The organism is Mycobacterium sp. SMC-18 (assembly GCF_045310895.1).
In the GTDB taxonomy this organism is placed as follows: domain Bacteria; phylum Actinomycetota; class Actinomycetes; order Mycobacteriales; family Mycobacteriaceae; genus Mycobacterium.
Genome location: NZ_JBJIAL010000027.1, coordinates 42,169 through 66,681, shown reverse-complemented (window position 1 = coordinate 66,681; position 24,513 = coordinate 42,169). Strand labels below are relative to the sequence as shown.

Here is a 24,513-nt window from a genome sequence, read left to right as displayed (position 1 = left end):
CCCGTGGTGTGGGGCTGCACGGGCGGTGTGGACCAGTGATTGGTGGGTCTAGCGCCCCGTTCGGCGCAGCGGGTCGAATTCGCGCAGGGCTTGGGGTTGCTTGCCGGTGGTGATCTGTTCGGCCAGTAGCCGGCCGGTCACCGGTCCGTGCGCCAGTCCCCACATGCCGTGGCCGCCGGCAACGTAGACGCCGGGCGTCACCTCCCCGATGAGTGGGCGGCCGTCGGGAGTGACGGGGCGCGGGCCCACCCACATCTCGCTGTGTTCAGCCCACCGCACGCCCTGCAGCAGGGGAGCCGCGGAGGTGACGATGGCATCGACCCGCGCCGGGGTCGCCGGGTCGTGCGGGGCGCGGAATTCCATGGTTCCCGCCACCCGCAGTGCGCCGTGGTAGGGCGTGCACGCAACCCGCACATCGGGCAGGTAGACGGGCCCGGGGATGGGACGGTCCACGGGCACTGTGAACGAGTAGCCGCGACCGGCCTGCACGGGCACGCGTATCCGACTGCCGGTGAGCCGGGCAAGCCATGCGCCGGTGGCGATCACCGCGGTGTCGGCGGTCAACGGCTCGTCATTTGGCGGGTGGACGCTGACCCCGGTGCCCGAGCTGGACACGTCGCGCACCTCCAATGTGCGCATCCTGGCGCCGCGCCGCACGACTGCCTGACTCAGCGCGTTGACGAACCGGCCGGGATCGACGAAGCGTTGACCGTTGATGCTCAGGGCGGCGGTGATCGCCTGCGATGCCAGCGGCACTTGCTCGCGTAGCGCCTCGCCGGCCAGAGCGGTGACAGATATTGTCTGCCCGGCCTTTTCGAGATGCTTGAGTTCGCGCATCATGCGTTCGGCTTGTTCGGTGCTGCGGAACAGGGCGGTGATCGGGGCATCGGTCACCGGTGCGTCGACACCGTTGGCGACGAGTACGTCGAAGGCTTCGATGGCTTCTTCGTTGAGCGGCACGTTGGCGCGCACCGCCCGGTTCCACGACTCGGGCCGGCAGTTGGCGACGAAGCGCATCAAGAAGGCCCCGAGCTCGGCGTCGGCGGTCAAGGGAATGTGCAACGGGGCGGCCGGATCGACGAGGGCGCGCAGCCCATATCGCAGCACACCGGGTGAGTTCAGCGGCAGCGTCAGTGCCGGTGCGATCCAGCCGGCGTTGCCCCACGATGCTCCGGCGGCCACTCCGGTGCGGTCAACCACGGTGACATCGAGGCCGCGCTCTTGCAGGAACCACGCCGTCGACAGCCCGACGATGCCCGCACCGACCACGATCGCCGACCGGGGTCCGCCGTCAATGCGCTCGCCGCCGCTCATCACAAACCTCCGCATCCGAACTTCGTCCTTGCGTCCATGGTGGCTTCACCAGGAGAAAGGCATTTGCTGAAATCCGACAAGAGGCCGGTGCCGGGTTGTCGAGATTCGACAACGCCCTCCTGAGCGCGGTCGTGTCTCGGCGAATCGGGTAGGCGCCGGCAGCGAGCACCTCCGCGACCGGCTTCGACGTGCCGTGAGGTGCCGGAGGCGTACAGCGCCGGCTGGCGCGCTTTGTCGTGTTTCGACAGCCCGGACTGGTCAGTCGGTGTCGGTGGCGGCGAGTTCGATCATCATGGCCAGCCGCTTCTTGGCGTCGTCGAGTGGGAGATTCGTGATTTCGGCCATCTTGCGGAGCCGGTACCGCACGGTGTTCTCGTGCACTCCCAGCCGGTTACCCGCTTCGGTGGGGTCGCCCTGCGCCTCGAGCCAGGCCCGCAGGGTGGGCAGGTAGTCGGTAGCGTGGTCGCGGTCGTGCCGGCGCAGTTCGGCCACCGGCCGGCGATCGGGGGAGCGTCCTGAGCGTGCCGCACTGCGCAACCGTTGCAGCAGGATGTCGTCCCACGACTCGTCGTAGGCCGGAGGGGCGACGCCGGTCGGCGACGTCTCGTGTAGCGCCAGGCACTCGTCGGCCTCGTGGCGCGCCGCGACCAGATCAGCGACCTCTGCGGCACCACTGATACCGGCCAACAGCGTCACCCGCTCGGGCAATGCCGCCTGCAGGCTGGAAACCCACTTCCTGGCAGCTTCTGATTGTTCGCCGGGCAGCAGCGTGTACACGGTGTTGCCGGCCAGGGCACTGCGGCCCGGCCGTGACCAACCAAAGCCCGTCGTGGCTCGCTCGAACGCCAACAGCAGCGCCGCGTCGCGTTCCGCGCCGATGAACGCCTGCAGCGCAACCACCCGCAACACGGTGTGCGGCAGGCCCAGTCGGCTGGCGGCGGTGGCGGCATCGGCAGTGCCCTCCAGCAACCGGATCACCAGTTCGGATTCCACTTGCCGCTCGAGGTCCGCGCTGGCACGTGACCGCAACAGGTGCAGGGCCACCGTGTGAGCCCCGTCGGCCAACGCAGTGAGCGCGGCCCCGGCCAACGGTGTCGCGCACTCGACCCACACCGACCCCATGAGCTGACGACCCGACCGCACCGCCACCACCATGCGCCCGGTCACACCGTGAGCAGAGTCCGGGCCGACAAACAACGGTTCGTCAGAAGACTCCAAATGCGCGTACACACCCCGAGCGTCAAAGAAGGCCCGCAGCTCCTCCGGTGCCTGTCGCTCGACGATGGTCGCCACCCGCGCCGGGTCGGCGCCTCGCTGGCGCCGCGAGTACGCCAAGACCCGCGAGAGCCGGTCCTCGATGATGACCGCCCCGCCCGCGGACTCGGCCAAACTGTCGGCCAGTGCGAACAGATCCGTTGGCCCGCGACCGGATTCGGTTTCACGGCCCTCCAGGACCAGCCCGAAGATGACCGCGGCCAACTCGCTCCAGGACATCGCCGGGTCGACCACCATCACGGCTACACCTTCGGCCGCACCGGCGAATGCGGTGTCGTAGTCGCCCTCGGCGCGGACGAGTACGACCACGGCACGGGCTTGCGCCGCCCAGTGCACCGCCTGCTGCACTGATTGCGCGCCGATACCCAGCAGCACGTCACCGACGACGGCGCGGTCCTCGATGAGTTCATGCAACACCACGCTGCGCAACTCCGTGGACCGCGGGACAGGACAAAACCGCAATCGCACGCCATAGCTGCCCAGCACATTGGCTAGGCGGTCCAACGTGACCACGGGCCGCTCCCTATGCCGAATCAACCCCAGCGTATCGGTTGTCGAATGCGCCCCGGTCAACGGCGGGCTCCCTGACGCGATGACCCCGCGCCGATCCCATTACTTACGGGATCAGTTGATATCCACGGCAGCAACCGAATTCATCGTGCCTACTGCGTGGTGCAGTTGTGGACCAGAACCGCCGCGGTCACGGTCGCGACGAAGAAGACGTGGGTGTTCGCGACCGTCAGATCCCACATGTCGGCCGTGCCGAATACCGAAGTGCTACCTGCGACCTGCGCGACGCTGTCCCGGAACGGGGTGGTCAACCGATCACCGGGACGCAGGTCTTTCGCGTCAATCCATTCGGCTCCCGGCCGAATGGCTCCGCCAGTGGTGGCGGCCAGCTCGGAGACCTCGGACGGCTCTGTCTGCGCCCGGGCCGCGCTGTAGAAGGGATGCTTGGCGGTGGTGTGTACCACCGAAGTGACATCGGCGGCGTTGGTGATCGTGAGGTCGAGCAGGTCGGTGTCGTGGTTGACCAGGACCGCCTCCACCGGCTGACCGCTGGTGCGACCGGTTTCCGGGTCGACTGACCACACCCGATCGCCGACCTTGAGTTCCGCGATGAGGCGTTTGGTGCCATTGGCCATCAGGACCAGCGTGTCCGGGCGAAGGATTGGCCCGCGCACGGAACATGCTGTGTCAGTGGGGTTGTCAGTGACTCGGCAGCCATGACCGCTGCCGGGCTGTCGGCGAATTGCTGCGCGCGCGGCGCACCTGCGTGTTGCTCTGAACGTGGGCGATCGATGCCGGCCAGCCACAGTATCCCGCAGAGGGAAAGCACGATGGTGACCATCAACGCCACCGGTACCCGCCACCAACGGCTACGACGCCACCACGACCGTTCACCCGGTACGAAGTTCACCACGACGATTCCCCTGAATACACCAGTTCTGATATCCGTCGGCAATGTCGGACACGTTCTGCAGGTGTAGTCGGGAGCCGGCCCCGAAACCGAATGCCGTCCGTCGGTGATCTAGCGCACAGGATCGATCGGGCGCGGCGGCCGTCGGAACTTGAAACCGGCGAGGGCAGGTCCGATGCAACGCTCCAGGAATGCCCCGGCGCGGGGTCACCCCTGGTCGGCGAAGGATCGGATGCGCTCCAGGGCCATCTCGATTGCCATGACCAGGTGATGGGGATCGCCGCTCGCTTTTACCCGGAGGTAGCCGCCCTGGACTCCCGCGACGAGACCGGTGGCGAGGGCTTCGGGGTCGGCGTCAGCGCGTAGCCGGCCACGTTCCTGCAGCCGTCGCATCGTCGTGGCGAGTAGTCGGCGCCATCCGGAGAAGTAGCTTGTGGCCGCTGTGCGGATGCTCTCGTTCCGATCGGCCAGCAGTGCGATCAACACCCCCAATGCCCCGCCGGGTGGGTCGCCCGATTGTCTGCTCCCTTCGACCAGGCTGTCGCGCCACACGTCGAAGCACGAGACGCTGGTGACCACAGATAATTGCCGGCTCTGAGCACTCAGTAATGCTCGGACCAGGTCATTCGGGTCTGGCGCCGCAGAGTCGTCCATGGTGAAATGCACTGGCGAACAGCTGGTTTCAAACTTCTATGCCGTAGTGTTCCCGACTTCGCGGTTTCGTCCATGTCCTCGTGACGTGGGACCGGCGCGCAGCGCCCGGGCAAGTGATCGCTCTCATAAAAGGACTATATAGTCCCTTATGTGTGGATCGGTGCTGCGACACCACCGTCGACAACTGCTATGTCGCCTGTCGAAAAAGTGACGCCTTGAGCGGAACGGTATTCTTCTTGCGGACCTCACCGTCCATCCGACGGAGCTACTCTGGTAGGAAGCCGGCAAGTCGTGAGCGCATACCGCACAGGTCGCAGTTACGCCGGTCTCGTGGCTAGGGCAGGAGCTGTGGTGACGGTGAAGAGCATGACGCGGCTGGGATCGTGTTCTCGAGACACGTCTGCGAGGTGCCGACCAGCTGCGCCGACGTCGTCAGTTGAGCCGGTAGTCTTTCGCCGATGACCAGCGGTGAGCAGCAGACGCCGCGGCGGACAACTGCCCGCGGAGAGGCGACCCGCGCACGGATGATCGCGTCCGCCGCAGAACTCATGTACGTCCGCGGCGTCAACGCCGTCACTCTCGACGACGTGCGGGCGGCGACGGGCACCAGTAAGTCTCAGCTGTACAAGCATTTTCCGGGCGGTAAGCCGGAATTGGTGCGCGCAGTGGTCGCGCTGCGCGGCGAGCAGGTCCTGGAGCGTGAAGGACAACGCTTGGCGCGATTGAAATCGATGAGTGGCCTGCGGCGATGGCGCGACGCCCTCATTCAGGGCGCCGCTCTGCAAGACGGTGCCTATGGCTGTGCCCTGGGCAACCTGGTCATCGAAGTTGCGGATCAAGACGACCAGGCCAGAACGTCGCTGTCGCAACACTTCGCGAATTGGGAAGGACTGCTGGCGAACGGTTTTCGGCGCATGATCGAGGACGGCGTCCTGCCGTCCGATGCTGACCCCGACGCGTTGGCCACGGGGCTGATGGCGGCACTGCAGGGTGGGTATCTGCTGGCTCAAGCCGAGCATGACGTGGCTCCGATGGCCACCGCGCTCGACATGGCGCTGGCCCACATCGAAAGTCTGACCGAAGCTGCCGCAGACCGGCCGGCCGGACGTGGGGCTGCGCGTGAGGCGTCCGACTCGTCAGCCAAGTCGCACAAATCGACGGCGGCCCGCCGGGTGCGCACATCTGGATCGGGCGGTACTGCCGCGGCCAGGGGCTGAGTCGCCGACACTGAAAACCGAAGCGCTCCATCGCGGCCAGACGCAGGGCCCGCCACCGACTGGCGGCAGGCCCTGCGGCTCATCTGCGGGTCGAGTGCTGTCGGGTCAGAGCGCCACGACCGGCCAATCGTTGTCGACGCGCGCCATGACGTTGAAGTAGTTCGTCATCGTGTTCAGCGCGAGGTTGGCCACCAGTTCGCCGATTTCCGACTCGGTCACGCCAGCCTCGAGGGCTGCGGTGATGTCGGCTTCGTCGATATCACCGGCGTTCTCGGCGATGCTGTTCGACAGTTTGAGCAATGCGTCCACATGCGGGTCCGCGGATTGTCCTTTCCGGGCGCTCTCGAGCTCGGCCGCGTCGACCTTGGTGACGCTGGCGCCGATGTAAGTGTGCGATGACAGGCAGTATTCGCATCCGTTGAGCTGCGCGGTGGCGATTGCCAGACGGGCGCGAACGGCCGCGGACAACGTGCCGGTGCCCACCGCGGAAAACAGCGCGAGGTAGCTCTTGAGCAGCGTGGGGCTGTGTGCCATGGCCTTCGTCATGTTGGGGGTCGCGCCCAGCGATTTCTGCACCTGGGTCAGGAGTTCGGCGGTCTTGCCGGAAGCTGCCTCGGGTTCGATGGCGGTGAAGTGAGTCATCGTGGTTCCTTTCGGACATGGGGGAACGGGTTGGTTGGGGTGGTGCATAACTGTGGTGGTCGACTGTGCTGGCCTCCTGAGCGTCAGTGGCACGGGAAGTGTTCGGCGCCAACGGTTTTGTATGGGTGCCTTCGGCGGGATGGTCGGCGACTCCGCGCGCCTGATCGCAGTCGCTAAACGAATGTCAAGAGATCGCTGACCGCACGTCGTGGCTTCTGCGGCCAGTTCTGGGGTTGCTTCGCCCCGACCGCGACCAACATGACCGGCACCTCGTCCGCGGCCAACGCGAATTCGCGCGTGACTGCCTCCGCGTCGAACCCGATGATCGGCGTCGAACCCAGGCTCAGTGCGTTGGCCGCATAGATCAAGGCGGTTGCGCCGATCGAGCCTGTGCGCACCGCTTCGTCACGCTGACGCTGCGGATGGCCGGCGTACAAGCCACGCGCCGATTCCTCCCACTGCGGCACGGCCTCGGCGGGCATGATGCCTGCTTCCACAACGGGGGCCAGGCGTTCGGGCACCGTCGCGTGATCGGGCAACTGACCGCAGATGATGAAGGTGACGGCCGCAGCGGTGATCTTGGGCTGGTCCCACGCGATGGGCCGCAGCCGGGCCTTGGCCTCCGGCGTTCGTACGGCGATGAAACGCCAGTTCTGCAGGTGGAACGACGTCGGCGCCGTGGTCGCGATCCGTACCAGGTTGGCGATCTGGTCGTCGGTCAAGGTGAATCCCGGATCGTAGTGGCTGGTGGTACTGCGGCTCACGAGGCTCTCGATCACGGCATTGGTCATGGTCAGGTCATTGGTCACGGTGATTCCTTACCGGCGAGGGGATGGGTGGCTTTCGCGGCGCTGTGCGCCTCTTGCCGTGAGCATAACGGACTATATAGTCCATTTATGCCCGATGTCGGGGTCAAGTTTGGAGGCGTTGTGAGTGGGTCGTCGCACACAACGTTGGCCTGAGTCGGTATTCAAGCTGGCAATCTGATCGAGGTTGTACGGGTATTCGCATGATCGGGCGACCCGTGCTGGAGTTCGTGAAAGTTGGGACCCAGGAATATAAAGGACTATATAGTCCGTTTTTGCTTGGTGTTGCACATCCCGCGCAGCACAGGATCACTACGGAAGGTAGCCACGAACATGGCGGTCAAAGCGAACACCCTCTCAGCCGCACTGCTGAACGCGGAACCGGCGGTGAAATCGACCGGCTGGATATTGGCCCGCTATGGGCTTGCGCTGGTCATCGGCTGGATCGGATTCTGCAAGTTCTACCCGTACGAGGCGCACAACATCGAGCCGCTGGTGGCCAACAGCCCCTTCATGGGATGGCTCTACACCGTGATCAGCGTGGAGACGTTCTCGACGATGCTGGGAGTGCTGGAGATCGCCACGGCGCTCCTCATCATTGCCAAGCCTTGGTTCCCTGCACTGTCGGCGTTCGGAAGCGCGGTGGCAGTGCTGCTCTTCGCGAGCACGCTGTCATTCTTGTTCACGACTCCCGGTGTCGGTGAGCCATCTGAGGGCGGATTCCCGCTGCTGTCGATGACCGGCCAGTTTCTCATCAAAGACGTTGTACTGATCGGTGTTTCGGTGCTGACGCTGGCCGACTCCATCGGCGCGGTCGTCCATGGCACCGCTCGATCGCCCGAATGAGCCGGCCCGCACGCAGAACATCATCGAAACGACAGGAGTCAGTCAAAAATGACCGTGAAGATGCTGCTCGCCACCATGCTTGCGGCGGCGGCGCTCGCGCCCGCAGCCAATGCGCAACCGGCGCCATCGGCTTCAGCGCAAGAGCCCGTTGTACGTGCTGTCTTCGATGAACCGACAAACGCCCCGGGCAAATCGATGCAGGCGGTGACCGTCAGCTACCCGCCGGGCGGGGCAAGCGCCGCCCATCATCACGCCCGATCGGCATTCATCATGGCGTACGTGATGTCCGGCGCGATCCGGAATCAGGTCGAAGGGGAGCCGGCGCGGGTCTATCGCGCCGGCGAAACGTGGAGTGAGAACCCCGGTGCCCATCACATCATCAGTGAAAATGCCAGTGCCACAGAGCCTGCCGAACTTCTCGCGGTGTTCCTGGTCGATACCGGCGACGGTCCACTCAGCACTGACGATGCCGCGACGAACTGAGTCGGGCAGCGGCCGGCCAGCCCCGTGGCTCCGGTTCAAGCGCTCGAAAAGACATTACAAAGCAACGTAATTCCGAAAGGACTCTCAATGACCGTGTCAAGCCGCCGCCGTGGCGATTTGGGGCGTGTCGGGGTGCCAGGTCCGGTTGTCACGGATGAGGGCGTAGAGGACGTTGACGCGTCGGCGGGCCAGGCAGATGGTGGCAGGGATGGCGCGTTTGCCTTGGTCTCGTTTGCGCTGGTAGTACGCCTTCGACGTGGGATCGCAGCGGATCGCGGTCAGCGCGGACATGTACATCACCCGGCGCAGCCGTCGGCTGTAGCGCTTGGGCGTGTGCAGCCGGCCGGTGCGTTTTCCGGAATCTTTGGATACCGGCGCCAATCCGGCCCAGGCAGCGAGTTGGTCAGGCGATTGCAGCAATGCGGGATCGCCGACCACGGCAAGGAATTCGGCGCCGAGCCGAAAGCCCATGCCGGGCAGGCTGGTGATCACCTCAGCGAGCGGATGGCGGCGAAATCGTTCCTCGATGTCCGCGTCGGTGTGTTTGATGCGCTCATCGAGGTTCATCACCCCCTGGGCCAACTCGGCGACCAATCCGGCACCCACATCCTCACCTGGCAGGCGGACGGTCTGGGCCTTGGCAGCAGTTACCGCGGCAGCCGCGATCGTGGCGGCGTTGCGCACCCCGGCCGCCGCCAGCACCTTGGTCAGCCGCGAAACACCGGTTCGGCGAATCGCTTTCGGCCGCTGGTAGTGCGCCAGCAGTACCGCCCAACCCCGGTCTTGGGTCAGTTCGGCGACGCGTTCGAGTGCCGGGCATACGGCCAGCAGTTGTTGGCGCAGGCGGTTGATGGTGCGGGTGCGGTCGGCCACCAGATCGGCGCGGTGGGCGGTGAGCATGCGCAGTTCGGTGATCAGGTCATCGCCGGGACGCAGGACCGGCAGGTCCGCACCGCGCATCCGGGATTGATCGGCAATCACCCGGGCGTCTTTGGCATCGGTCTTGGACTCACCACCGCGGTAGGTGGCCGATGCTTGCCACACCTGCCGGCCCGCAAGGTATCGCACCGTCTTGCCTGCATCGGCCAGCACCGTGAGCACCAGGGCGGCGTACACGTTGCTCAAGTCCACTGTCCAGGACACCTCACCGGCAAGTGTGTCGATTTCGGCGACCAGGTCGCCGATCGTGCGCTCGTCGTTGACCACCTTGCGCGAGAACACCATGTTGCCGTTGCTGTCCACGACGCACACCCAGTGATGTTCTTTGCCGACGTCGATCCCAGCCCACATTTGCTTTTCGGTCACCGGACCTCTTTTCGCTTGTCTGCCAACAGAATCCCCAAGGACGACCTCGCCGGCATTTCCTTAAACAAGCGATCACATCGCAGATCTCAATCAGCGGCCCGAGGAAGTCCAGGCAGGCCGGGCGGCCAGTCCTTTCAAGCCGCACCACCAGGGCCGGCACCACCATGGCAGCCATACCCGACCCACCCGGGTCACAGCCCAACGTAACGCTCAGCAATACGAAGTAACTGCAACTACGAACTTAAGGACCATCATGAAAATTGTTGTCATCGGCGGCCGTGGGCTCATCGGCGCCAAGGTATCGACCATCCTCACCGCGCAGGGCCACGATGTGGTTACCGCGTCCCGCCGGTCGGGTATCGACGCACTCACCGGTGAGGGTCTCGCCGACGCGCTGGCAGGCGCGGATGTCGTCATCGATGTTTCCGACTCGCCATTGTTCGAAGACGAGGCGGTGATGCACTTCTTCACCACAACGACCACGAATCTCCTGGCAGCCGAACGTGCAGCCGGCGTAGGACACCACGTGGCACTGTCGGTCGTCGGGGCGCACACGACGCCTGATAGCGGCTACAACACTGCCAAAGGAGCCCAGGAAAACCGGATCCAGGATTCCGGCCAGCCGTACTCGATCGTTCGCGCTACGCCGTTCTACGAATTCGTGGGCGGCCTGGCCGACTCGGCCACCGATGGGGACGTTGTGACCTTGCCGCACGCCGCGTTTCGCCCGATCGCCGCCGACGATGTGGCGGCCGCCGTGGCCGGTGCCGCTGTTGGCAGCCCCACCAACGGGGTGGTGGAGGTTGTCGGTCCGGAAGCGATTGGGATGGACGACTTTGTCCGCACGGGTCTCGCGGCGGCCGGCGATCCTCGCCGGATCGTGACCGACGCCCGCGCGCCGTACTTCGGGGCAGTGATCGATGATCTCTCCCTCGCACCAGGTGACAACGCCACCATCTGCACGACACGCTTCGCCGACTGGCTCGCCGCGAACTCCGTTCGCCACTGCTAGACCCGGGCGGTGGAAAGGAGATCGGCAACCTATGCCTGCTGTGCCACCGGAGCGCGTGAATCCGGCTCGTGTGCGGTGCCCGTCGCGACGGCCGGCGGCTGAAACCGTTGGCCGGGTAGCGCAATGACACCGGCGGCAGCCGCCGCGTAGCACAGTGCCGCGACGACCGTGCACGCCGTGGTGATGCCGCTGAGGAACGAATGTTGCACGGCAACAAGCAGTTCGGGGTGCGCAGTGGCAATGCCGAACGCGGTCGGTACGGAGTTGCCGGCCTCGCTGGCCTTTCCGGTTGCGGCGAACGCGCTGTCGGCGAGGCGGGCACTGAAGATCGAGGAAAAGAGTGAGCCGACGATGGCCACGCCGAGTGTGGCACCCAGCTCGCGCGTGGCGTCGTTGACCGCCGAACCGATACCGGCCCGGGCCGGCGGCAGCACGAGCATGATGGATTCTGTTGCGGGAGTGGAGACCAGGCCGATGCCCAGGCCCATGAGAACCATCTGCGCAACGATGGTGGCCCAGTAGGGGGTATCGGTGTCGATGCTCCCGGCAATCCAGGCCATCGCAGTGCCGAAGGACGCCAGTCCGCTGACCACCACGGCGCGGGTGCCGATGCGTGGGGCGAGCAAGCCGCCGGCGATGGAACCGATCGCGATGGAGCCGGCGACGGGCAGGATGCGGGCGCCGGTCGAGAAGGGGCTGAACCCGCGCAGCACCTGAAAGTACTGCGTGATCAGAAAGATGAAGCCGGACAACGCGAAGAAGGTGACGGCCACCGACGCGCTGGCGGCGCTGAATCTGCGGTCGGCGAACAACCGGACATCGAGCATGGGGTGCTCTGCTGACTGCTCGATCGTCACGAACGCCAGCGTCAGCGCTGCCGCGGCGACAAAGCCGAACAGTGTCGCGGGGCTGTGCCAGCCTCGGGCAGGGGCTTCGATGATGGTGTAGACGAGCACTCCGAGCAATGCGGTCGAGGTGATCAAGCCCCGGATGTCGAGCGGTGGCACGCCCGGGTCGCGTGATTCCGGGACGAGGAAAACCCGAGAACGACTGCCAGCAGGGCCAACGGGATGAGTGCCCAGAACACGCTGCTCCACGAGAAGTGTTCGAGCAGAAGGCCTCCCGTGACCGGGCCGGCGGCGACACCGACGCCGACCACCGCGCCCCAGCCGCCCAGTGCCGCGGCGCGTTGGCGTCGGTCAGAGAAGGTGTTGGTGATGATCGACAGGGTGGTGGGGAAGATCAGCGCGGCGAAAACTCCCATGCCGAACCGCGCCGCGACGAGGGACCCGGTGCTGGTGGCCAGTGCGCCCATCCCACTGGTGACAGCGAATCCGAGAAGGCCGATCAGCAGCGCCGGCCGGCGACCGTAGCGGTCCGACAAGCTGCCTGCTGCCAAGACGAGGGCCGCGAAGGTCAGGGTGTAGCCGTCGACGACCCATTGCAGGCCGCGGGTATCGGCGTGCAGTTGGGTCGCGATGCTGGGCAAGGCGACGTTGACGATCGTCACATCGAGATTGATGGCCAGGACTGCTACGTAGACGGCAGTCAGAATGCCCGTCTTGCGGCGCGGGTCGTTTTGTCGGTCTGGGATTGTCATGGCAACCTCCGCTCGGTAGTTGATATAATCAGGTGTACTTTAAAAAATCAAGTGAGTGATGATGAGTAAAGATTACGGCCAGTACTGCGGACTCGCCAGGGCATTGGACGTGGTGGGTGACAGGTGGAACCTGCTGATCGTCCGTCAGCTCCTGATCGGGCCGGCGCGCTTCGGTGAGCTACGTGAGGGGCTGCCGGGGATCGCGACGAACCTGCTGACCGACCGGCTCCGCGATCTCGAATCCGCTGGTGTGGTGGCACGGCGCCTGTCCGATGAGGCCAACGCGATCACGTACGCCCTCACTGACTGGGGCGCCCAATTACGGGAGCCGATCTACGCCATGATCCGCTGGTCGACGCCGTTGATGATCCGCGGTCCGGAGGGCGATTCCTTCCGCGCCGACGGGCTGCTGCTGGCGCTGCCGGCCTTGTTGTCCGCGCGTGTGCCCGGTGATCGGCCGACCACGGTGGGAATCGTCGTGGACGGTGTGACCGTCCAACTGAGCGCGACCGAGGCCGGCATCGACGTGGGCTGGCCCGACGGTCGCAAGCTCGACGCCGTGCTGACGGCCGAGGCGCAGATCGTTCTCGGGCTCGCGGCGGGCCTGCTCGCCCTCGACGACGTCGCCCCTCTCGTCGACATCACTGGCGACCTCGCGGCGTTGCGCGTCTTCTTCGACGCGCCCACGTCTGCTGTCGACGTCGCGAAGTGATCGCGGGACGTCAGCGCCGCTGGACCAACAGCGTCTGCGCTGACGTCCCGAAGAAGCCCTGTTCGTCGAACAGCTCGGCCGTCGTCGAGCCGAGGCCGTCGGGGCCGATCGAGCCGCGGGCCCGCAGACAGAACTCCGGGCCGACAGGGGCGCGGTGCAGGTGCACCGTGGTGTCGGTGTTCATGAACATAAACTCGTTCGGATCCAGCGCCGCGCCAACGCCATTCGCGGAATCGACGACCATCGCCAGCTGCTGCAGGTCAGTCGTCTTCTCGTCATCGACCAGCGAGATCAGCGGCCGCATCCACACCACCGACGCGTTGGCGTCGTCGGGCTGCGGCACCCAGGTGACGGTCTCCAGATAGCCGGGCCGGCCCTGCCAGTGATGCCGGAAACCGGTGTCGGGCACCCGGGGCATCGGCGGGTACCGATCGAGGACCGCGTCGCGCGTGTCGGTCACCGCAAGAAGCCACGCCGACATCCGGGCCACCGCGCGTTCGGAGCCGTCACGCTGCGCGGCCGTCATCTCCGCGGTCATCATGCAGATGCGCGAGCCCGGCCGCGACACCCAGGCCCGAACCGCAACGGGCGCAACGGGAATGGCGCCGAGGATGTCGAGGGTCAGCCGGCCCACCTGCATGCCGCTGCCGGCAGCCAGTTCTTCGATGGACTTGGTCAGCAGTGCCAGCGGCGGTGACCCGTGCTGGATGCTCTCGTCCCAGTTGCTGCCGGTGCCTTCGGTCGATTCGAAGCGCTGCAGATCGCCGTCGGCGTCCAGCCGACGGTAGTAACAGTCGATCATGCGGCCCCGAAGTTCTCGGGCCAGCCGGGGTACGGCGGGGGAGTGCCGCCGAAGGCGGGGCACAGATCCTGGTGCGTGCACCACGAACACAGCTTGGACGGGTTGGGCCGGAAATCACCGGTCTCGCCCGACTTCTGGATGGCGTGCCAGATGGCCATCAGGGTCTTCTCGAACCTTTCCAACTCGGCCAGATCAGGGCTGTAGTCCAGCACCTGACTGTCGGCGAGGTACAGCAGCCGCAGCCGCGCCGGCACCACGCCCCGCAGCCGGAGCAGCGCCACCGCGTAGAACTTCATCTGGAACATGGCCTTGAACTCGGCCAGTGCCCGCGCTTCCGGAGGGGCCTTCCCGGTCTTGTAGTCGACCACGCGGAGCTCGCCGGTCGGCGCGACGTCGATCCGGTCGACGAAACCGCGCAGCAGGGTGCCGTCGGACAACTCGACCTCGACGCGTTGTTCGCAGCTCTGCGGGTCGAAGCGCGTCGGATCCTCGAGCCGGTAGTAACCCGACAGCAGGGCCCGCGCTTCCTTCAGCAGCGTCTCCCGCAGCTCGGGCGCGATCTCCTCGGCCAACTCGGGCTTCTCTGCCACCACGGCGTCCCACGCCGGTGTCACCAGGGACAACGCGGTCTCCGGCACGCGGTCGGTGGCAGGCAGCGCGTACAGCTGCTCCAACGCGGCGTGCACCACCGAGCCGCGCAACTGCGCGGTCGACGGCGGCTCCGGCAGCCGGTCGATGGCCCGGAACCGGTACAGCAGCGGGCACTGTTTGAAGTCACCGGCCCGCGACGGCGACAGCGCCGGCCGTCGGACAGGGGCGGTGGGCGAAGTCACGCGCGATCCGCCTTCGGCTTCTCGCTGTTGGTCATGCCAGCAGCTTAAGTGGGGGCCACGACAAAGTTGACGAGCCCCGGCCGTCTGCCCGGGTGGGTCGGCTGGCAGGCTGGCCCTGTGAGAATCACCGGACCCTTCACCGTCGGCGACCGCGTCCAACTGACCGACGCCAAAGGCCGGCACTACACGATGGTGCTGGCGACGGGCGGAGAATTCCACACCCATCGCGGCATCATCGCCCACGATTCGGTGATCGACCAGCCCGAGGGCAGCGTCGTGAAATCCACCAACGGCGACCCGTTCCTGGTGCTGCGTCCGCTGCTGATCGACTACGTCCTCTCGATGCCGCGCGGTGCGCAGGTGATCTACCCCAAGGACGCCGCGCAGATCGTGCACGAGGGCGACATCTTCCCGGGCGCAAGGGTTTTGGAGGCCGGCGCCGGCTCGGGTGCGCTGACGTGTTCGCTGCTACGGGCCGTCGGCCCGGGCGGTTCTGTGACGTCTTACGAAGTTCGCGACGACCATGCGGTGCACGCGGTGCGCAACGTCGAGACCTTCTTCGGTGAGCGGCCGGAGAACTGGAACCTGGTGATCGCCGATCTGAACGACTACGACGGCGGCGAGGTCGATCGGGTGGTGCTCGACATGCTCGCGCCGTGGGACGTGCTGGAGACGGTGTCGAAGGCGCTCGTCCCGGGCGGCGTCCTGATCGTCTACGTCGCGACCGTCACGCAGCTGTCGAAGACGGTCGAGGCGCTGCGCGAGCAGCAGTGCTGGACCGAACCGCGGTCGTGGGAATCACTGCAGCGCGGCTGGGACGTCGTCGGACTCGCGGTGCGCCCGCAGCATTCGATGCGGGGCCACACCGCGTTCCTGATCAGCGCGCGCCGCCTCGCGCCGGGGGCGGTGACGCCGCAGCCGCTGCGGCGCAAGCGCAACATCTAGTCGTCGCTGCTGACGAGGCCGCGCCGCACGGACAGCAGTTCGATTTCCGGGCGGCCCGCGACCTGACGTTCGGCGGCATCGAGCACCTCGACGACGTGATGGCGGTCAGCCGCCACGACCGACACCCCGATGGCCGCCCGGCGGTGCAGATCCTGATTTCCGCTCTCGGCTGCGGACACGTAGAACTTGCGCTGCCGTTCGGCGATGATCGGCCGGATCACCGAGCGCTTCTCTTTCAGCGAGTGCACATCGCCCAGCAACAGGTCGAATTCCAGCCACCCGACCCACATTCGACAGCTCAGCGACCAGGCGTCGGCTCCGCGCCCGACGCGCCCGGCCCGCCGGGTTGACCCAGCTTGAGCAGCAGGTTGGCGGTTTGCCGGTTCAGCTGCCAGGCGTCCCGGATGGGGCTGAATTCCATGGGGAACGTGAACTTGTTGTCCGGCGCTGCGACCGAACTGATGGTGATCGTGGCGATGATGTCGCCCGGCTGCCCGGCCGACCACAGCAGGTCGGTCGCCGTCACGTTCATCGGATTGAAGCCGTTGTCGCGCAGTGCCCTGGTGAAGTTGTCCAGCCCGGCCTGATCCTCGGCGGTGCCGTATTGGATCAGCCCGATCTTTTGTGCCGACGGCACCGCAGGGTCCGCGATCCTGTACAGCACCGCGGTGATCGCATCGGGCGATGGCAGCGGCGCCGCCTCGGGCGCCTTGGCGTCGGTCGTCAGCAGTGAACGGGGCATCGGGTCGGCCGGCGGCTCGACGTGTTCACTGCACCCGGCCAACCCGATCGCCGCCGCGACGACGGCGATCAAGGTCCCTCGGGTCGTATTCACCGGGCTGGTCCTGGCGCCTACTTCACCGACGACAGCAGGGCCATGGCCGAGCCCTTGGACAGTTGCCAGCCGGTGGGGCTGGGGCCGGCCACGAAGGTCAGCGGCTGGGCCGCGGTGGCACCGGTGGCAGCGGTGGCGGTGACGTTGGCCGTCGCGGTGCCGTCTCCGAGGTCATCGATGTCGGCAACGGCGAAGCTCATGGGGAACACGCCCTGCTTGACCGCGTTGCTGTAGGCCCGGTCGGCGGTGATGGCCTCGAGCCGCCCCACGCCGCCCTGGATGTAGCTGCCCTTGGACCCGGCGAAGCTTCCGGCGGCCGTCAGCCCGTTGAGTGTCGAGACCAGCGACGACTGCAGGCCCGGCGCGGGCGCCTGCGGCAGCGGCACCTGGCGGACGACCGGCGCGACCGCGGTCGACGTGCCGGTGGTCGGGATGGCCGTCTGCGAAGCCACGGTCGTCCCGACTGCTGCGGCGCCGACGAGGGCGGTGGCTGCGATGCCGGTGACGAGGGATTTGACGATCACTGCGGTCCTTTCGATGAGCCCGACTCGGGTATGAGATTAACAGCGCGGTCAGAGGGACACCCGTGTGTCGCAATTCCTTCGACGCCCACGATCGGCAGATCGCCGGTAGCGTTGAGGTATCCGCCGCACCAACTTCCGGTGTGGGAAAGGAGCAGCAAGATGTCTGAAATGGATCGCCCGGACGCCTTCGGCAGCCCGGGCACATCTCGTCAGAACCCCATGTCCAGCACCGATGCCGCCGAGTTGGCGCGGCTTCGCAGCGAGACGGCGGCGCTGCGAGAGCAGCTCACGAACGCGGCCGCGACGCATCGCGGACCGCGTGACGTGCAGCAACTCGAAGCCCGCATCGATTCGCTGACGACCCGCAACGGCAAGTTGATGGACACGCTCAAAGAGGCGCGGCAGCAGTTGCTGGCGCTCCGTGAGGAAGTCGATCGGCTGGGGCAGCCGCCCAGCGGGTACGGCGTCCTGCTGCTCACCCACGACGACGACACCGTCGACGTCTTCACCTCCGGCCGCAAGATGCGGCTGTCGGTGTCGCCGAACATCGAGGTGTCCGAACTCAAGCAGGGCCAGACCGTCCGCCTCAACGAGGCGCTGACAGTGGTCGAGGCCGGCTCGTTCGAGTCGGTCGGCGAGATCAGCACCCTGCGCGAAATCCTGAACGACGGGAAGCGTGCCCTCGTCGTCGGCCATGCCGACGAGGAGCGCATCGTCTGGCTCGCCGAGCCGCTGATCGCGCTCGAATTCCTCGACCCCGAGGTCGCCGAGGTGCTCGAGGGCGTCGACGACCTGGCCGACGAGCGGGCGCGCAAGCTCCGCCCGGGCGACTCGCTGCTGGTCGACAGCAAGGCCGGGTACGCCTTCGAGCGCATCCCCAAGGCCGAGGTCGAGGACCTGGTCCTCGAAGAGGTGCCCGACGTCGCCTACAGCGACATCGGTGGCCTGACGCGGCAGATCGAGTTGATCCGCGACGCCGTCGAGCTGCCGTTCCTGCACAAGGACCTGTACCGGGAGTACGCGCTGCGGCCGCCGAAGGGCGTGCTGCTGTACGGCCCTCCTGGTTGCGGCAAGACGCTCATCGCGAAGGCCGTCGCCAACTCGCTGGCGAAGAAGATGGCCGAGCTGCGCGGCGACGACGCCCGGGAAGCGAAGAGTTACTTCCTGAACATCAAGGGTCCCGAGCTGCTCAACAAGTTCGTCGGCGAGACCGAGCGGCACATCCGCCTGATCTTCCAGCGGGCTCGCGAGAAGGCCTCCGAGGGCACCCCGGTGATCGTGTTCTTCGACGAGATGGACTCGATCTTCCGTACCCGTGGCACCGGCGTCAGCTCCGACGTCGAAACCACCGTGGTGCCACAGCTTCTCAGTGAGATCGACGGTGTCGAAGGCCTGGAGAACGTCATCGTCATCGGCGCCTCCAACCGCGAGGACATGATCGACCCGGCCATCCTGCGGCCCGGCCGCCTGGACGTGAAGATCAAGATCGAGCGGCCGGACGCCGAAGCGGCGCAGGACATCTTCTCGAAGTACCTCACCGAGGAACTGCCGGTGCACGCCGACGACCTCGCCGAGTTCAACGGCGATCGCGCGCTGACCATCAAGGCCATGATCGAGAAGATCGTGGACCGGATGTACGCCGAGATCGACGACAACCGCTTCCTCGAGGTCACCTACGCCAACGGCGACAAGGAGGTCATGTACTTCAAGGACTTCAACTCCGGTGCCATGATCCAGAACGTCGTGGACCGGGCCAAGAAGTACGCCATCAAGTCGGTGCTGGAAACCGGGCAGCGCGGTCTGCGGGTGCAGCATCTGCTGGACTCCATCGTCGACGAGTTCGCCGAGAACGAGGACCTGCCCAACACCACCAATCCCGATGACTGGGCACGGATTTCGGGCAAGAAGGGCGAGCGGATCGTCTACATCCGCACGCTGGTCACCGGCAAGAGTTCGTCGGCCAGCCGGGCCATCGATACCGAGAGCAACCTGGGGCAGTACCTGTAACAGGACAGCAGGTGTGGGGGCCGTGCGCGCAATACTCCGGAATTGCGCACACGGCCTCACGCATGTCTGAGGTCGGCGAGGTAGCGGTCCCGTGCGTCGAGCCGGCGGCGCAGGCTGTCGACCTGTGGGTCGACGAACTCCGCGCGGTACTCGGCATCGGTCGTGGTGCGCGCGGTGATGTACATGAAGGTCAGGGCGCCCAGGAAGAGCGTCGTCTGGATCAGCGACTCCGGAATGGGCAGCGTCATGCCGAAGATGGTGCCGTCGGGCGAGCCGTTGCCCCGCGTCCATTCCGCCAGCAGCTTCGGGCTGATCAGGATCAGGCCGAGCACCAGGAAGATGAAGGCCGTCACCAGCGCGACGATCAGCAGCTGCAGCACCTGCGACATGGCCAGGACGAACACCACGTTGACACGTTCGATGCGCGACAACGGGATTCGGTGCTCGGGCGCGGGTAGGTGAACGAACGGCGTGTCGGCCAGTACCGCGTTCTGGGTCTCGGGCGCGTCGGGCGCCGCCGCCGTCAGGATCGGCCGGACCCGGTCGATGGTGGTCGCGATGACGAACGCCACGGCGATCAGCGCCAGGAAGCCCAGCGCGGACCACAGCCGGGCCCGGCTGACGATGGCCGCCATCAGCCAGACGTAGGTGTTGAAGAACACCAGCACCGTCAGCAGCATGATCGGCAGGGCCCGCACGAAGAGGCTGCCCACGAGCGTCAGGTTGTGCGCCGTGGTGTCCAGGGCCCAGCCGAGGATCGAGCCGATTCCGGTCGCGGTACAGACCAGGATGACGGCGACGATCACGCCGACGTAGATCAGGTTGCCGCCGACTTTCGGACCGGGACCGCCGAGCACCGTGCCGACGGCACACACGGCCACCGATACCGCGGCCACGCCGGCACGATTGCGCCACGACGCGATGCGCGACACCAGCCAGCCCGCCAATGCGGCCACCGGCGCCACCAGCAGGAGTAACGCCAGGACGAACCACTCGGTCCGGGTGGGCTGCGCCTCGATGTTGATGGTGTGTTTGCCGGTGACGGCGGTGACGAGGATCGAGTTGGCCATGAACACCGCGAACGCGGCCAGCGCCGGGGCCGAGCGTTGCCACAGCCGTCGCACCAGCGCCCCTGGACGCAGCACCGCGGGCAGCCCGCGCCGCAGAAACCAGGTCTCGGCGGCGACCCGGTCTGCCGGTGATGTGGTCATGCGGCTAATCGTCGCGTATCGACAGCCGTCTAGTCTTGGCGGCATGCAACGGATCATCGGAACTGAGGTCGAATACGGCATTTCGTCGCCGTCTGATCCGACCGCGAACCCGATCCTCACGTCCACCCAGGCGGTGCTGGCGTACGCGGCCGCGAGCGGCATCCAGCGGGCCAAGCGCACGCGGTGGGACTACGAGGTCGAGTCCCCGCTGCGCGACGCGCGTGGCTTCGACCTGAGCCGCTCCACGGGCCCGGCCCCGATCGTCGACGCCGACGAGATCGGCGCGGCCAACATGATCCTCACCAACGGCGCCCGCCTGTACGTCGACCACGCCCACCCGGAGTACTCCGCTCCCGAGGTCACCGACCCGATGGACGCGGTCATCTGGGACAAGGCCGGCGAACGCGTCATGGAGGCCGCGGCCCGCTATGTCGCCAGCGTCCCGGGCGCGGCCAGGCTGCAGCTGTACAAGAACAACGTCGACGGCAAGGGCGCGTCGTACGGCACGCACGAGAACTATCTGATGAGCCGGCAGACGCCGTTCAACTCGGTGATCGCCGGCCTGACGCCATTCTTCGTGTCCCGCCAGGTCGTGACGGGTTCCGGCCGGGTCGGCATCGGGCAGTCGGGGGACGAGCCGGGGTTCCAGCTGACGCAGCGCGCCGACTACATCGAGGTCGAGGTCGGGCTCGAGACGACGCTCAAGCGCGGCATCATCAACACCCGCGACGAGCCACACGCCGACGCCGACAAGTACCGCCGGCTGCACGTCATCATCGGTGACGCCAACCTGGCCGAGACGTCGACGTACCTCAAGGTGGGCACCACGTCGCTGGTGCTCGATCTGATCGAGTTCGGGCCGGCCGAGGGCATCGAGCTGTCCGACCTGGCGCTGGCGCGCCCGGTGCACGCGGTGCACGTCATCAGCCGGGACCCGTCGCTGCGCGCGACCGTGGCCCTGGCCGACGGCCGCGAGCTGACCGGCCTTGCGCTGCAACGCATCTACCTGGACCGGGTGGCCAAGCTGCAGGAACGCCGCGATCCGGACCCGCGCGCGGACCACGTCCTGGAGACCTGGGCCCACGTCCTGGACCTGCTGGAACGCGATCCGATGGAATGCGCCGACCTCCTGGACTGGCCGGCCAAGCTGCGCCTGCTGGAGGGCTTCCGGCAGCGGGAGAACCTGAGCTGGAACGCACCGCGCCTGCACCTGGTCGACCTGCAGTACTCCGATGTCCGGCTGGACAAGGGCCTGTACAACCGCCTGGTGGCGCGTGGCTCGATGAAGCGGCTGGTCACCGAGCAGCAGGTGCTCGACGCGGTCGAGAACCCGCCCACCGACACCCGCGCCTATTTCCGTGGCGAGTGCCTGCGCCGGTTCGGTGCGGACATCGCGGCGGCCAGCTGGGACTCGGTGATCTTCGACCTCGGCGGCGAGTCGCTGGTGCGGATTCCGACGCTGGAACCGCTGCGTGGAAGCAAGGCCCATGTCGGTGCGTTGCTCGATTCGGTGGACAGCGCGGTCGAGTTGGTGGAACAGCTCACCACGTAAACGCTTGTGTTCCCGGGGAACCCGGGCCCGGACCGGTAGTGTGAAGTTAGATATCGAGCAATCAGGAGGCGGCGATGGCTCAGGAACAGACCAAGCGCGGTGGCGGCGGCGGCGAGGACGACGACGTCTCCGGCCCGTCTGCCGCAGGTCAGGAACGTCGCGAGAAGCTCGCCGAGGACACTGACGATCTGCTCGATGAGATCGATGACGTGCTGGAAGAGAACGCTGAGGACTTCGTGCGCGCGTACGTCCAAAAGGGCGGCCAGTGACGCCAGCGTTCGGGCCCTTCTCTGATCGACTGGATGTCACCTCACCCCACCTGAACTTGTCCTCGTTTTCGGACTTTCTGAGCCGGCAGGCACCTCACCTGCTGCCGGTGGTGGGGGATGCTGTGGCCTCTGGTGCGGACCTGCCCCACGGCACGACGATCGTCGCGATCAAGTACCCCGGTGGTGTGCTGATCGCGGGCGACCGGCGCGCCACGCAGGGCAACATGATCGCCAGCCGTGACGTGCAGAAGGTGCACATCGCCGACGACTACACCGCGACCGGTATCGCCGGCACCGCGGCCATCGCGGTGGAGTTCGCGCGGCTGTACGCCGTCGAACTCGAGCATTACGAGAAGCTCGAAGGCGTGCCGCTGACGTTCCGTGGCAAGGTCAACCGGCTGGCCATCATGGTCCGCGGCAATCTCGGCGCGGCCCTGCAGGGCTTCGTGGCGCTGCCGCTGCTGGTGGGTTACGACCTCGACGACTCCGACCCGGGCAATGCGGGCCGCATCGTCTCGTTCGACGCCGCCGGCGGCTGGAACATCGAGGAAGAGGGCTACCAGTCGGTGGGCTCGGGCTCGCTGTTCGCCAAGTCGTCGATCAAGAAGCTGTATTCGCATGTGACCGACGCCGATTCGGCGCTCAAGGTCGCCATCGAGTCGCTGTACGACGCTGCCGACGACGATTCGGCCACCGGCGGACCGGATCTGACACGTGGCATCTATCCGACCGCGGTACTGATCGGTGCCGAGGGCGCCGAAGAGGTCACCGAGGAGCGTATCGCCGCGCTGGCCCGGGAAGTCATCGCCAACCGGACCCGCGCGAGAGGTAATGCCTGATGAGCTTTCCGTATTTCATCTCGCCCGAACAGGCGATGCGGGAACGTTCCGAGCTTGCGCGCAAAGGCATTTCGCGGGGTCGCAGCGTGGTTGTCCTGGCTTACGACGGGGGCGTGCTGTTCGTGGCGGAGAACCCGTCGCGCTCGCTCCAGAAGGTCAGCGAGCTGTATGACCGCGTCGGTTTCGCGGCGGTCGGCCGGTTCAACGAGTTCGACAACCTGCGTCGCGGCGGCATCCAGTTCGCCGACACCCGTGGCTACGCCTACGACCGGCGCGACGTCACCGGCCGCCAGTTGGCCAACGTCTACGCCCAGACCCTCGGCACCATCTTCACCGAGCAGGCCAAGCCCTACGAGGTCGAGCTGTGTGTCGCCGAGGTCGCGCATCACGGCGAGACGAAAGCTCCTGAGCTGTACCGGATCACCTACGACGGGTCGATCGCCGACGAGCCGCATTTCGTCGTCATGGGTGGTACGACCGAGCCGATCATCGCTGCGCTGGGCGACTCCTACCAGGAGAACGCGAGCCTGGCCGACGCGGTGAAGATCGCCGTCGACGCGCTGCACGCCGGGGCCGGCGATCGCGTGCTGGGGGCAGCGACGCTCGAGGTCGCGATCCTCGACGCCAAGAAGCCGCGCCGCGCGTTCCGCCGGATCACCGGTGCGGCGCTGGATGCGGTTCTGCCGAAGACCGAGGCGGAAGCTGAGGACGGGGACAAGGCCACCGACGGCGAGAGCAAGCCCGAGGGCGACGCGGCCGAGTAATCACTCGGCCGACGGGACCGCCGCCAGTCCGCGGAGTAGCACTCTGACGCCGAATTCGAAGGCGTCATCGGCGCGTTCGGGTTTGGTGGTGCCGGTGGCCAGTGCGGCCGCGAATTCCGGTGCGACATCGGCGCCCGCCTGCCACGGTTCGTCGGGCGCGGCGACATCGAGCGCCGAGCCCAGCACGAACGAGTCGATCAGGGTGATGGCCCGCAACGTGTCCGCGGGATCGAACCCGGCCCGGTCGAACGCCACAGCCAGCACGTTGTACATGGTGAGGGCGTGGTCGCTGTTCACCGCGTGCGACGTCAGCAGGGGGATGAGCCGCGGGTAGCGGGCGTAGCTCTGGCGGTAGGACCGCATGATGTCGGCGACGACGTCGGTCCACGGGCGCTGCGGGTCGTCGGCGGGCAGTGCGACCCCGGACATCGCCCGTTCACGCAGCAGCTCGACGATCTGTTCACGTCCTGCGACGTGGTTGTACAGCGATGACGGGCTGACCTTGAGGGCCCGGGCCAGTTCCGGCACGGTGAAGCCGCCGGTCTTGTTGACCAAATCCATTGCTGCGCCGGCGATGCGATCCGTGGAAAGCAGCGGTTTGGAGGGGCGGCCCATGGCATATGTCTACTACCTCTTTACAAGCGGG

Annotated in this window: 27 protein-coding genes; 11 read left to right on the top strand and 16 right to left on the bottom strand. The window is 66.6% G+C overall.

The features are described 5' to 3' along the window. Window positions 1-48: 48 nt before the first annotated feature. The 4 genes from ACJH6J_RS21050 to ACJH6J_RS21035 all read right to left on the bottom strand — a co-directional run bounded on the left by ACJH6J_RS21050 (window position 49) and on the right by ACJH6J_RS21035 (window position 4,663). Window positions 49-1,314: an FAD-binding oxidoreductase gene (locus ACJH6J_RS21050; RefSeq protein WP_061007411.1), complete on the bottom strand. Its 1,266-nt coding sequence runs from the start codon at window positions 1,312-1,314 to the stop codon at window positions 49-51. Between the two features lie 258 nt (window positions 1,315-1,572). Continuing rightward, window positions 1,573-3,102 carry a CdaR family transcriptional regulator gene (locus tag ACJH6J_RS21045; protein ID WP_061007410.1) on the bottom strand — a complete coding sequence of 510 codons (1,530 nt, stop codon included), beginning with the start codon at window positions 3,100-3,102 and terminating at the stop codon, window positions 1,573-1,575. Window positions 3,103-3,251: 149 nt separating this feature from the next. Next, window positions 3,252-3,734, bottom strand: a complete 483-nt coding sequence (locus tag ACJH6J_RS21040; protein ID WP_406804482.1) for a polymorphic toxin-type HINT domain-containing protein — start codon at window positions 3,732-3,734, stop codon at window positions 3,252-3,254. Window positions 3,735-4,216: 482 nt separating this feature from the next. Continuing rightward, a complete protein-coding gene (locus ACJH6J_RS21035) occupies window positions 4,217-4,663 on the bottom strand; it encodes a TetR family transcriptional regulator C-terminal domain-containing protein (protein ID WP_131808714.1) in 447 nt (148 codons plus the stop codon). Window positions 4,664-5,121: 458 nt separating this feature from the next. Between ACJH6J_RS21035 and ACJH6J_RS21030 the strand changes: the two genes are divergently transcribed. After that, the gene (locus tag ACJH6J_RS21030) at window positions 5,122-5,880 is read left to right on the top strand and encodes a TetR/AcrR family transcriptional regulator (RefSeq protein WP_064858425.1); all 759 of its coding nucleotides are present in this window, start codon (window positions 5,122-5,124) and stop codon (window positions 5,878-5,880) included. Between the two features lie 105 nt (window positions 5,881-5,985). Here ACJH6J_RS21030 and ACJH6J_RS21025 read toward each other — a convergent pair whose 3' ends face one another. Together ACJH6J_RS21025 and ACJH6J_RS21020 are read right to left on the bottom strand one after the other, a co-directional pair. Then, window positions 5,986-6,522 carry a carboxymuconolactone decarboxylase family protein gene (locus ACJH6J_RS21025; RefSeq protein ID WP_406804481.1) on the bottom strand — a complete coding sequence of 179 codons (537 nt, stop codon included), beginning with the start codon at window positions 6,520-6,522 and terminating at the stop codon, window positions 5,986-5,988. A 173-nt stretch (window positions 6,523-6,695) separates the two neighbouring features. Further along, a complete protein-coding gene (locus tag ACJH6J_RS21020) occupies window positions 6,696-7,331 on the bottom strand; it encodes a nitroreductase family protein (protein ID WP_197746718.1) in 636 nt (211 codons plus the stop codon). Between the two features lie 330 nt (window positions 7,332-7,661). Here ACJH6J_RS21020 and ACJH6J_RS21015 point away from each other — a divergent pair, with 330 nt between their 5' ends. After that, the gene (locus ACJH6J_RS21015; protein ID WP_061009747.1) at window positions 7,662-8,174 is read left to right on the top strand and encodes a YkgB family protein; all 513 of its coding nucleotides are present in this window, start codon (window positions 7,662-7,664) and stop codon (window positions 8,172-8,174) included. 48 nt (window positions 8,175-8,222) lie between these two features. Next, complete coding sequence (locus ACJH6J_RS21010) at window positions 8,223-8,657, top strand: cupin domain-containing protein (RefSeq protein ID WP_061009745.1); 435 nt, start codon at window positions 8,223-8,225, stop codon at window positions 8,655-8,657. Between the two features lie 96 nt (window positions 8,658-8,753). Here ACJH6J_RS21010 and ACJH6J_RS21005 read toward each other — a convergent pair whose 3' ends face one another. Next, window positions 8,754-9,947 (bottom strand): IS110 family transposase, encoded by a 1,194-nt coding sequence (locus tag ACJH6J_RS21005; RefSeq protein ID WP_406804486.1) that lies wholly within the window; start codon window positions 9,945-9,947, stop codon window positions 8,754-8,756. Between the two features lie 268 nt (window positions 9,948-10,215). Between ACJH6J_RS21005 and ACJH6J_RS21000 the strand changes: the two genes are divergently transcribed. Further along, window positions 10,216-10,974, top strand: coding sequence for an SDR family oxidoreductase (locus ACJH6J_RS21000; protein WP_406804480.1), 759 nt, complete (start codon window positions 10,216-10,218; stop codon window positions 10,972-10,974). A 29-nt stretch (window positions 10,975-11,003) separates the two neighbouring features. Here the strand turns inward: ACJH6J_RS21000 and ACJH6J_RS20995 are convergent, their stop codons facing one another. Together ACJH6J_RS20995 and ACJH6J_RS20990 are read right to left on the bottom strand one after the other, a co-directional pair. Then, window positions 11,004-11,981, bottom strand: coding sequence for an MFS transporter (locus ACJH6J_RS20995; RefSeq protein ID WP_406804479.1), 978 nt, complete (start codon window positions 11,979-11,981; stop codon window positions 11,004-11,006). Next, on the bottom strand, window positions 11,954-12,574 hold the full coding sequence (locus ACJH6J_RS20990; protein ID WP_406804478.1) for an MFS transporter: 621 nt from the start codon (window positions 12,572-12,574) through the stop codon (window positions 11,954-11,956). Before ACJH6J_RS20990 ends, ACJH6J_RS20995 begins: the two co-directional genes overlap by 28 nt. A gap of 61 nt (window positions 12,575-12,635) precedes the next feature. Here ACJH6J_RS20990 and ACJH6J_RS20985 point away from each other — a divergent pair, with 61 nt between their 5' ends. After that, a complete protein-coding gene (locus ACJH6J_RS20985) occupies window positions 12,636-13,286 on the top strand; it encodes a winged helix-turn-helix transcriptional regulator (protein ID WP_406804477.1) in 651 nt (216 codons plus the stop codon). Window positions 13,287-13,296: 10 nt separating this feature from the next. On the opposite strand, the gene ACJH6J_RS20980 is transcribed toward ACJH6J_RS20985, so the two are convergent. Beyond that, on the bottom strand, window positions 13,297-14,088 hold the full coding sequence (locus tag ACJH6J_RS20980) for a thioesterase family protein (RefSeq protein WP_293021198.1): 792 nt from the start codon (window positions 14,086-14,088) through the stop codon (window positions 13,297-13,299). Continuing rightward, window positions 14,085-14,921, bottom strand: a complete 837-nt coding sequence (locus tag ACJH6J_RS20975) for a RecB family exonuclease (RefSeq protein WP_135356648.1) — start codon at window positions 14,919-14,921, stop codon at window positions 14,085-14,087. Before ACJH6J_RS20975 ends, ACJH6J_RS20980 begins: the two co-directional genes overlap by 4 nt. A gap of 117 nt (window positions 14,922-15,038) precedes the next feature. Between ACJH6J_RS20975 and ACJH6J_RS20970 the strand changes: the two genes are divergently transcribed. Further along, the gene (locus tag ACJH6J_RS20970) at window positions 15,039-15,866 is read left to right on the top strand and encodes a tRNA (adenine-N1)-methyltransferase (protein ID WP_053856389.1); all 828 of its coding nucleotides are present in this window, start codon (window positions 15,039-15,041) and stop codon (window positions 15,864-15,866) included. Here ACJH6J_RS20970 and ACJH6J_RS20965 read toward each other — a convergent pair. From ACJH6J_RS20965 to ACJH6J_RS20955, 3 genes are read right to left on the bottom strand one after another with little or no spacing between them, the layout of a single operon-like run. Next, the gene (locus ACJH6J_RS20965) at window positions 15,863-16,156 is read right to left on the bottom strand and encodes a DUF503 domain-containing protein (protein WP_406804476.1); all 294 of its coding nucleotides are present in this window, start codon (window positions 16,154-16,156) and stop codon (window positions 15,863-15,865) included. The two genes, ACJH6J_RS20970 and ACJH6J_RS20965, sit on opposite strands and share 4 nt — an antisense overlap. An 8-nt stretch (window positions 16,157-16,164) precedes the next feature. Beyond that, window positions 16,165-16,701 carry a hypothetical protein gene (locus tag ACJH6J_RS20960; RefSeq protein ID WP_406804475.1) on the bottom strand — a complete coding sequence of 179 codons (537 nt, stop codon included), beginning with the start codon at window positions 16,699-16,701 and terminating at the stop codon, window positions 16,165-16,167. Between the two features lie 17 nt (window positions 16,702-16,718). Further along, complete coding sequence (locus ACJH6J_RS20955) at window positions 16,719-17,225, bottom strand: hypothetical protein (protein ID WP_061001618.1); 507 nt, start codon at window positions 17,223-17,225, stop codon at window positions 16,719-16,721. Window positions 17,226-17,393: 168 nt separating this feature from the next. On the opposite strand from ACJH6J_RS20955, the gene arc reads away from it, so the two are divergent. Continuing rightward, on the top strand, window positions 17,394-19,232 hold the full coding sequence (arc, locus tag ACJH6J_RS20950; protein WP_374704280.1) for a proteasome ATPase: 1,839 nt from the start codon (window positions 17,394-17,396) through the stop codon (window positions 19,230-19,232). A gap of 56 nt (window positions 19,233-19,288) precedes the next feature. Here arc and ACJH6J_RS20945 read toward each other — a convergent pair whose 3' ends face one another. Next, entirely contained in the window at window positions 19,289-20,443 is a 1,155-nt protein-coding gene (locus ACJH6J_RS20945; RefSeq protein WP_406775943.1) for a hypothetical protein, read from the bottom strand. A gap of 43 nt (window positions 20,444-20,486) precedes the next feature. Here ACJH6J_RS20945 and dop point away from each other — a divergent pair, with 43 nt between their 5' ends. From dop to prcA, 4 genes are all read left to right on the top strand, one after another. Next, window positions 20,487-21,995 carry a depupylase/deamidase Dop gene (gene dop / locus ACJH6J_RS20940; RefSeq protein ID WP_061001615.1) on the top strand — a complete coding sequence of 503 codons (1,509 nt, stop codon included), beginning with the start codon at window positions 20,487-20,489 and terminating at the stop codon, window positions 21,993-21,995. Window positions 21,996-22,069: 74 nt separating this feature from the next. After that, window positions 22,070-22,264 carry a ubiquitin-like protein Pup gene (locus ACJH6J_RS20935; protein WP_061001614.1) on the top strand — a complete coding sequence of 65 codons (195 nt, stop codon included), beginning with the start codon at window positions 22,070-22,072 and terminating at the stop codon, window positions 22,262-22,264. Continuing rightward, window positions 22,261-23,103 (top strand): proteasome subunit beta, encoded by an 843-nt coding sequence (prcB, locus tag ACJH6J_RS20930; protein ID WP_237163029.1) that lies wholly within the window; start codon window positions 22,261-22,263, stop codon window positions 23,101-23,103. The genes ACJH6J_RS20935 and prcB overlap by 4 nt, the downstream gene beginning before the upstream one ends. Beyond that, entirely contained in the window at window positions 23,103-23,867 is a 765-nt protein-coding gene (gene prcA, locus ACJH6J_RS20925) for a proteasome subunit alpha (RefSeq protein WP_406804474.1), read from the top strand. Before prcB ends, prcA begins: the two co-directional genes overlap by 1 nt. Here the strand turns inward: prcA and ACJH6J_RS20920 are convergent, their stop codons facing one another. After that, on the bottom strand, window positions 23,868-24,482 hold the full coding sequence (locus ACJH6J_RS20920; RefSeq protein ID WP_406804473.1) for a TetR/AcrR family transcriptional regulator C-terminal domain-containing protein: 615 nt from the start codon (window positions 24,480-24,482) through the stop codon (window positions 23,868-23,870). Window positions 24,483-24,513 lie beyond the last annotated feature (31 nt).

Excerpts from the sequence above, each read along its gene's own strand:
- ACJH6J_RS20920 (WP_406804473.1), bottom strand. The coding sequence starts at position 24,482 with ATGGGCCGCCCCTCCAAACCGCTGCTTTCCACGGATCGCATCGCCGGC.
- ACJH6J_RS20935 (WP_061001614.1), top strand. The coding sequence starts at position 22,070 with ATGGCTCAGGAACAGACCAAGCGCGGTGGCGGCGGCGGCGAGGACGAC.
- ACJH6J_RS21035 (WP_131808714.1), bottom strand. The coding sequence starts at position 4,663 with ATGGACGACTCTGCGGCGCCAGACCCGAATGACCTGGTCCGAGCATTA.
- ACJH6J_RS21040 (WP_406804482.1), bottom strand. The coding sequence starts at position 3,734 with ATGGCCAATGGCACCAAACGCCTCATCGCGGAACTCAAGGTCGGCGAT.
- ACJH6J_RS20945 (WP_406775943.1), bottom strand. The coding sequence starts at position 20,443 with ATGACCACATCACCGGCAGACCGGGTCGCCGCCGAGACCTGGTTTCTG.
- ACJH6J_RS21030 (WP_064858425.1), top strand. The coding sequence starts at position 5,122 with ATGACCAGCGGTGAGCAGCAGACGCCGCGGCGGACAACTGCCCGCGGA.
- ACJH6J_RS21025 (WP_406804481.1), bottom strand. The coding sequence starts at position 6,522 with ATGACTCACTTCACCGCCATCGAACCCGAGGCAGCTTCCGGCAAGACC.
- ACJH6J_RS21050 (WP_061007411.1), bottom strand. The coding sequence starts at position 1,314 with ATGAGCGGCGGCGAGCGCATTGACGGCGGACCCCGGTCGGCGATCGTG.
- ACJH6J_RS20985 (WP_406804477.1), top strand. The coding sequence starts at position 12,636 with ATGAGTAAAGATTACGGCCAGTACTGCGGACTCGCCAGGGCATTGGAC.
- ACJH6J_RS20980 (WP_293021198.1), bottom strand. The coding sequence starts at position 14,088 with ATGATCGACTGTTACTACCGTCGGCTGGACGCCGACGGCGATCTGCAG.
- ACJH6J_RS21010 (WP_061009745.1), top strand. The coding sequence starts at position 8,223 with ATGACCGTGAAGATGCTGCTCGCCACCATGCTTGCGGCGGCGGCGCTC.
- ACJH6J_RS21000 (WP_406804480.1), top strand. The coding sequence starts at position 10,216 with ATGAAAATTGTTGTCATCGGCGGCCGTGGGCTCATCGGCGCCAAGGTA.
- ACJH6J_RS21005 (WP_406804486.1), bottom strand. The coding sequence starts at position 9,947 with ATGTGGGCTGGGATCGACGTCGGCAAAGAACATCACTGGGTGTGCGTC.
- arc (WP_374704280.1), top strand. The coding sequence starts at position 17,394 with ATGGATCGCCCGGACGCCTTCGGCAGCCCGGGCACATCTCGTCAGAAC.
- ACJH6J_RS20965 (WP_406804476.1), bottom strand. The coding sequence starts at position 16,156 with ATGTGGGTCGGGTGGCTGGAATTCGACCTGTTGCTGGGCGATGTGCAC.
- ACJH6J_RS21015 (WP_061009747.1), top strand. The coding sequence starts at position 7,662 with ATGGCGGTCAAAGCGAACACCCTCTCAGCCGCACTGCTGAACGCGGAA.
- dop (WP_061001615.1), top strand. The coding sequence starts at position 20,487 with ATGCAACGGATCATCGGAACTGAGGTCGAATACGGCATTTCGTCGCCG.
- ACJH6J_RS20990 (WP_406804478.1), bottom strand. The coding sequence starts at position 12,574 with ATGACAATCCCAGACCGACAAAACGACCCGCGCCGCAAGACGGGCATT.
- prcA (WP_406804474.1), top strand. The coding sequence starts at position 23,103 with ATGAGCTTTCCGTATTTCATCTCGCCCGAACAGGCGATGCGGGAACGT.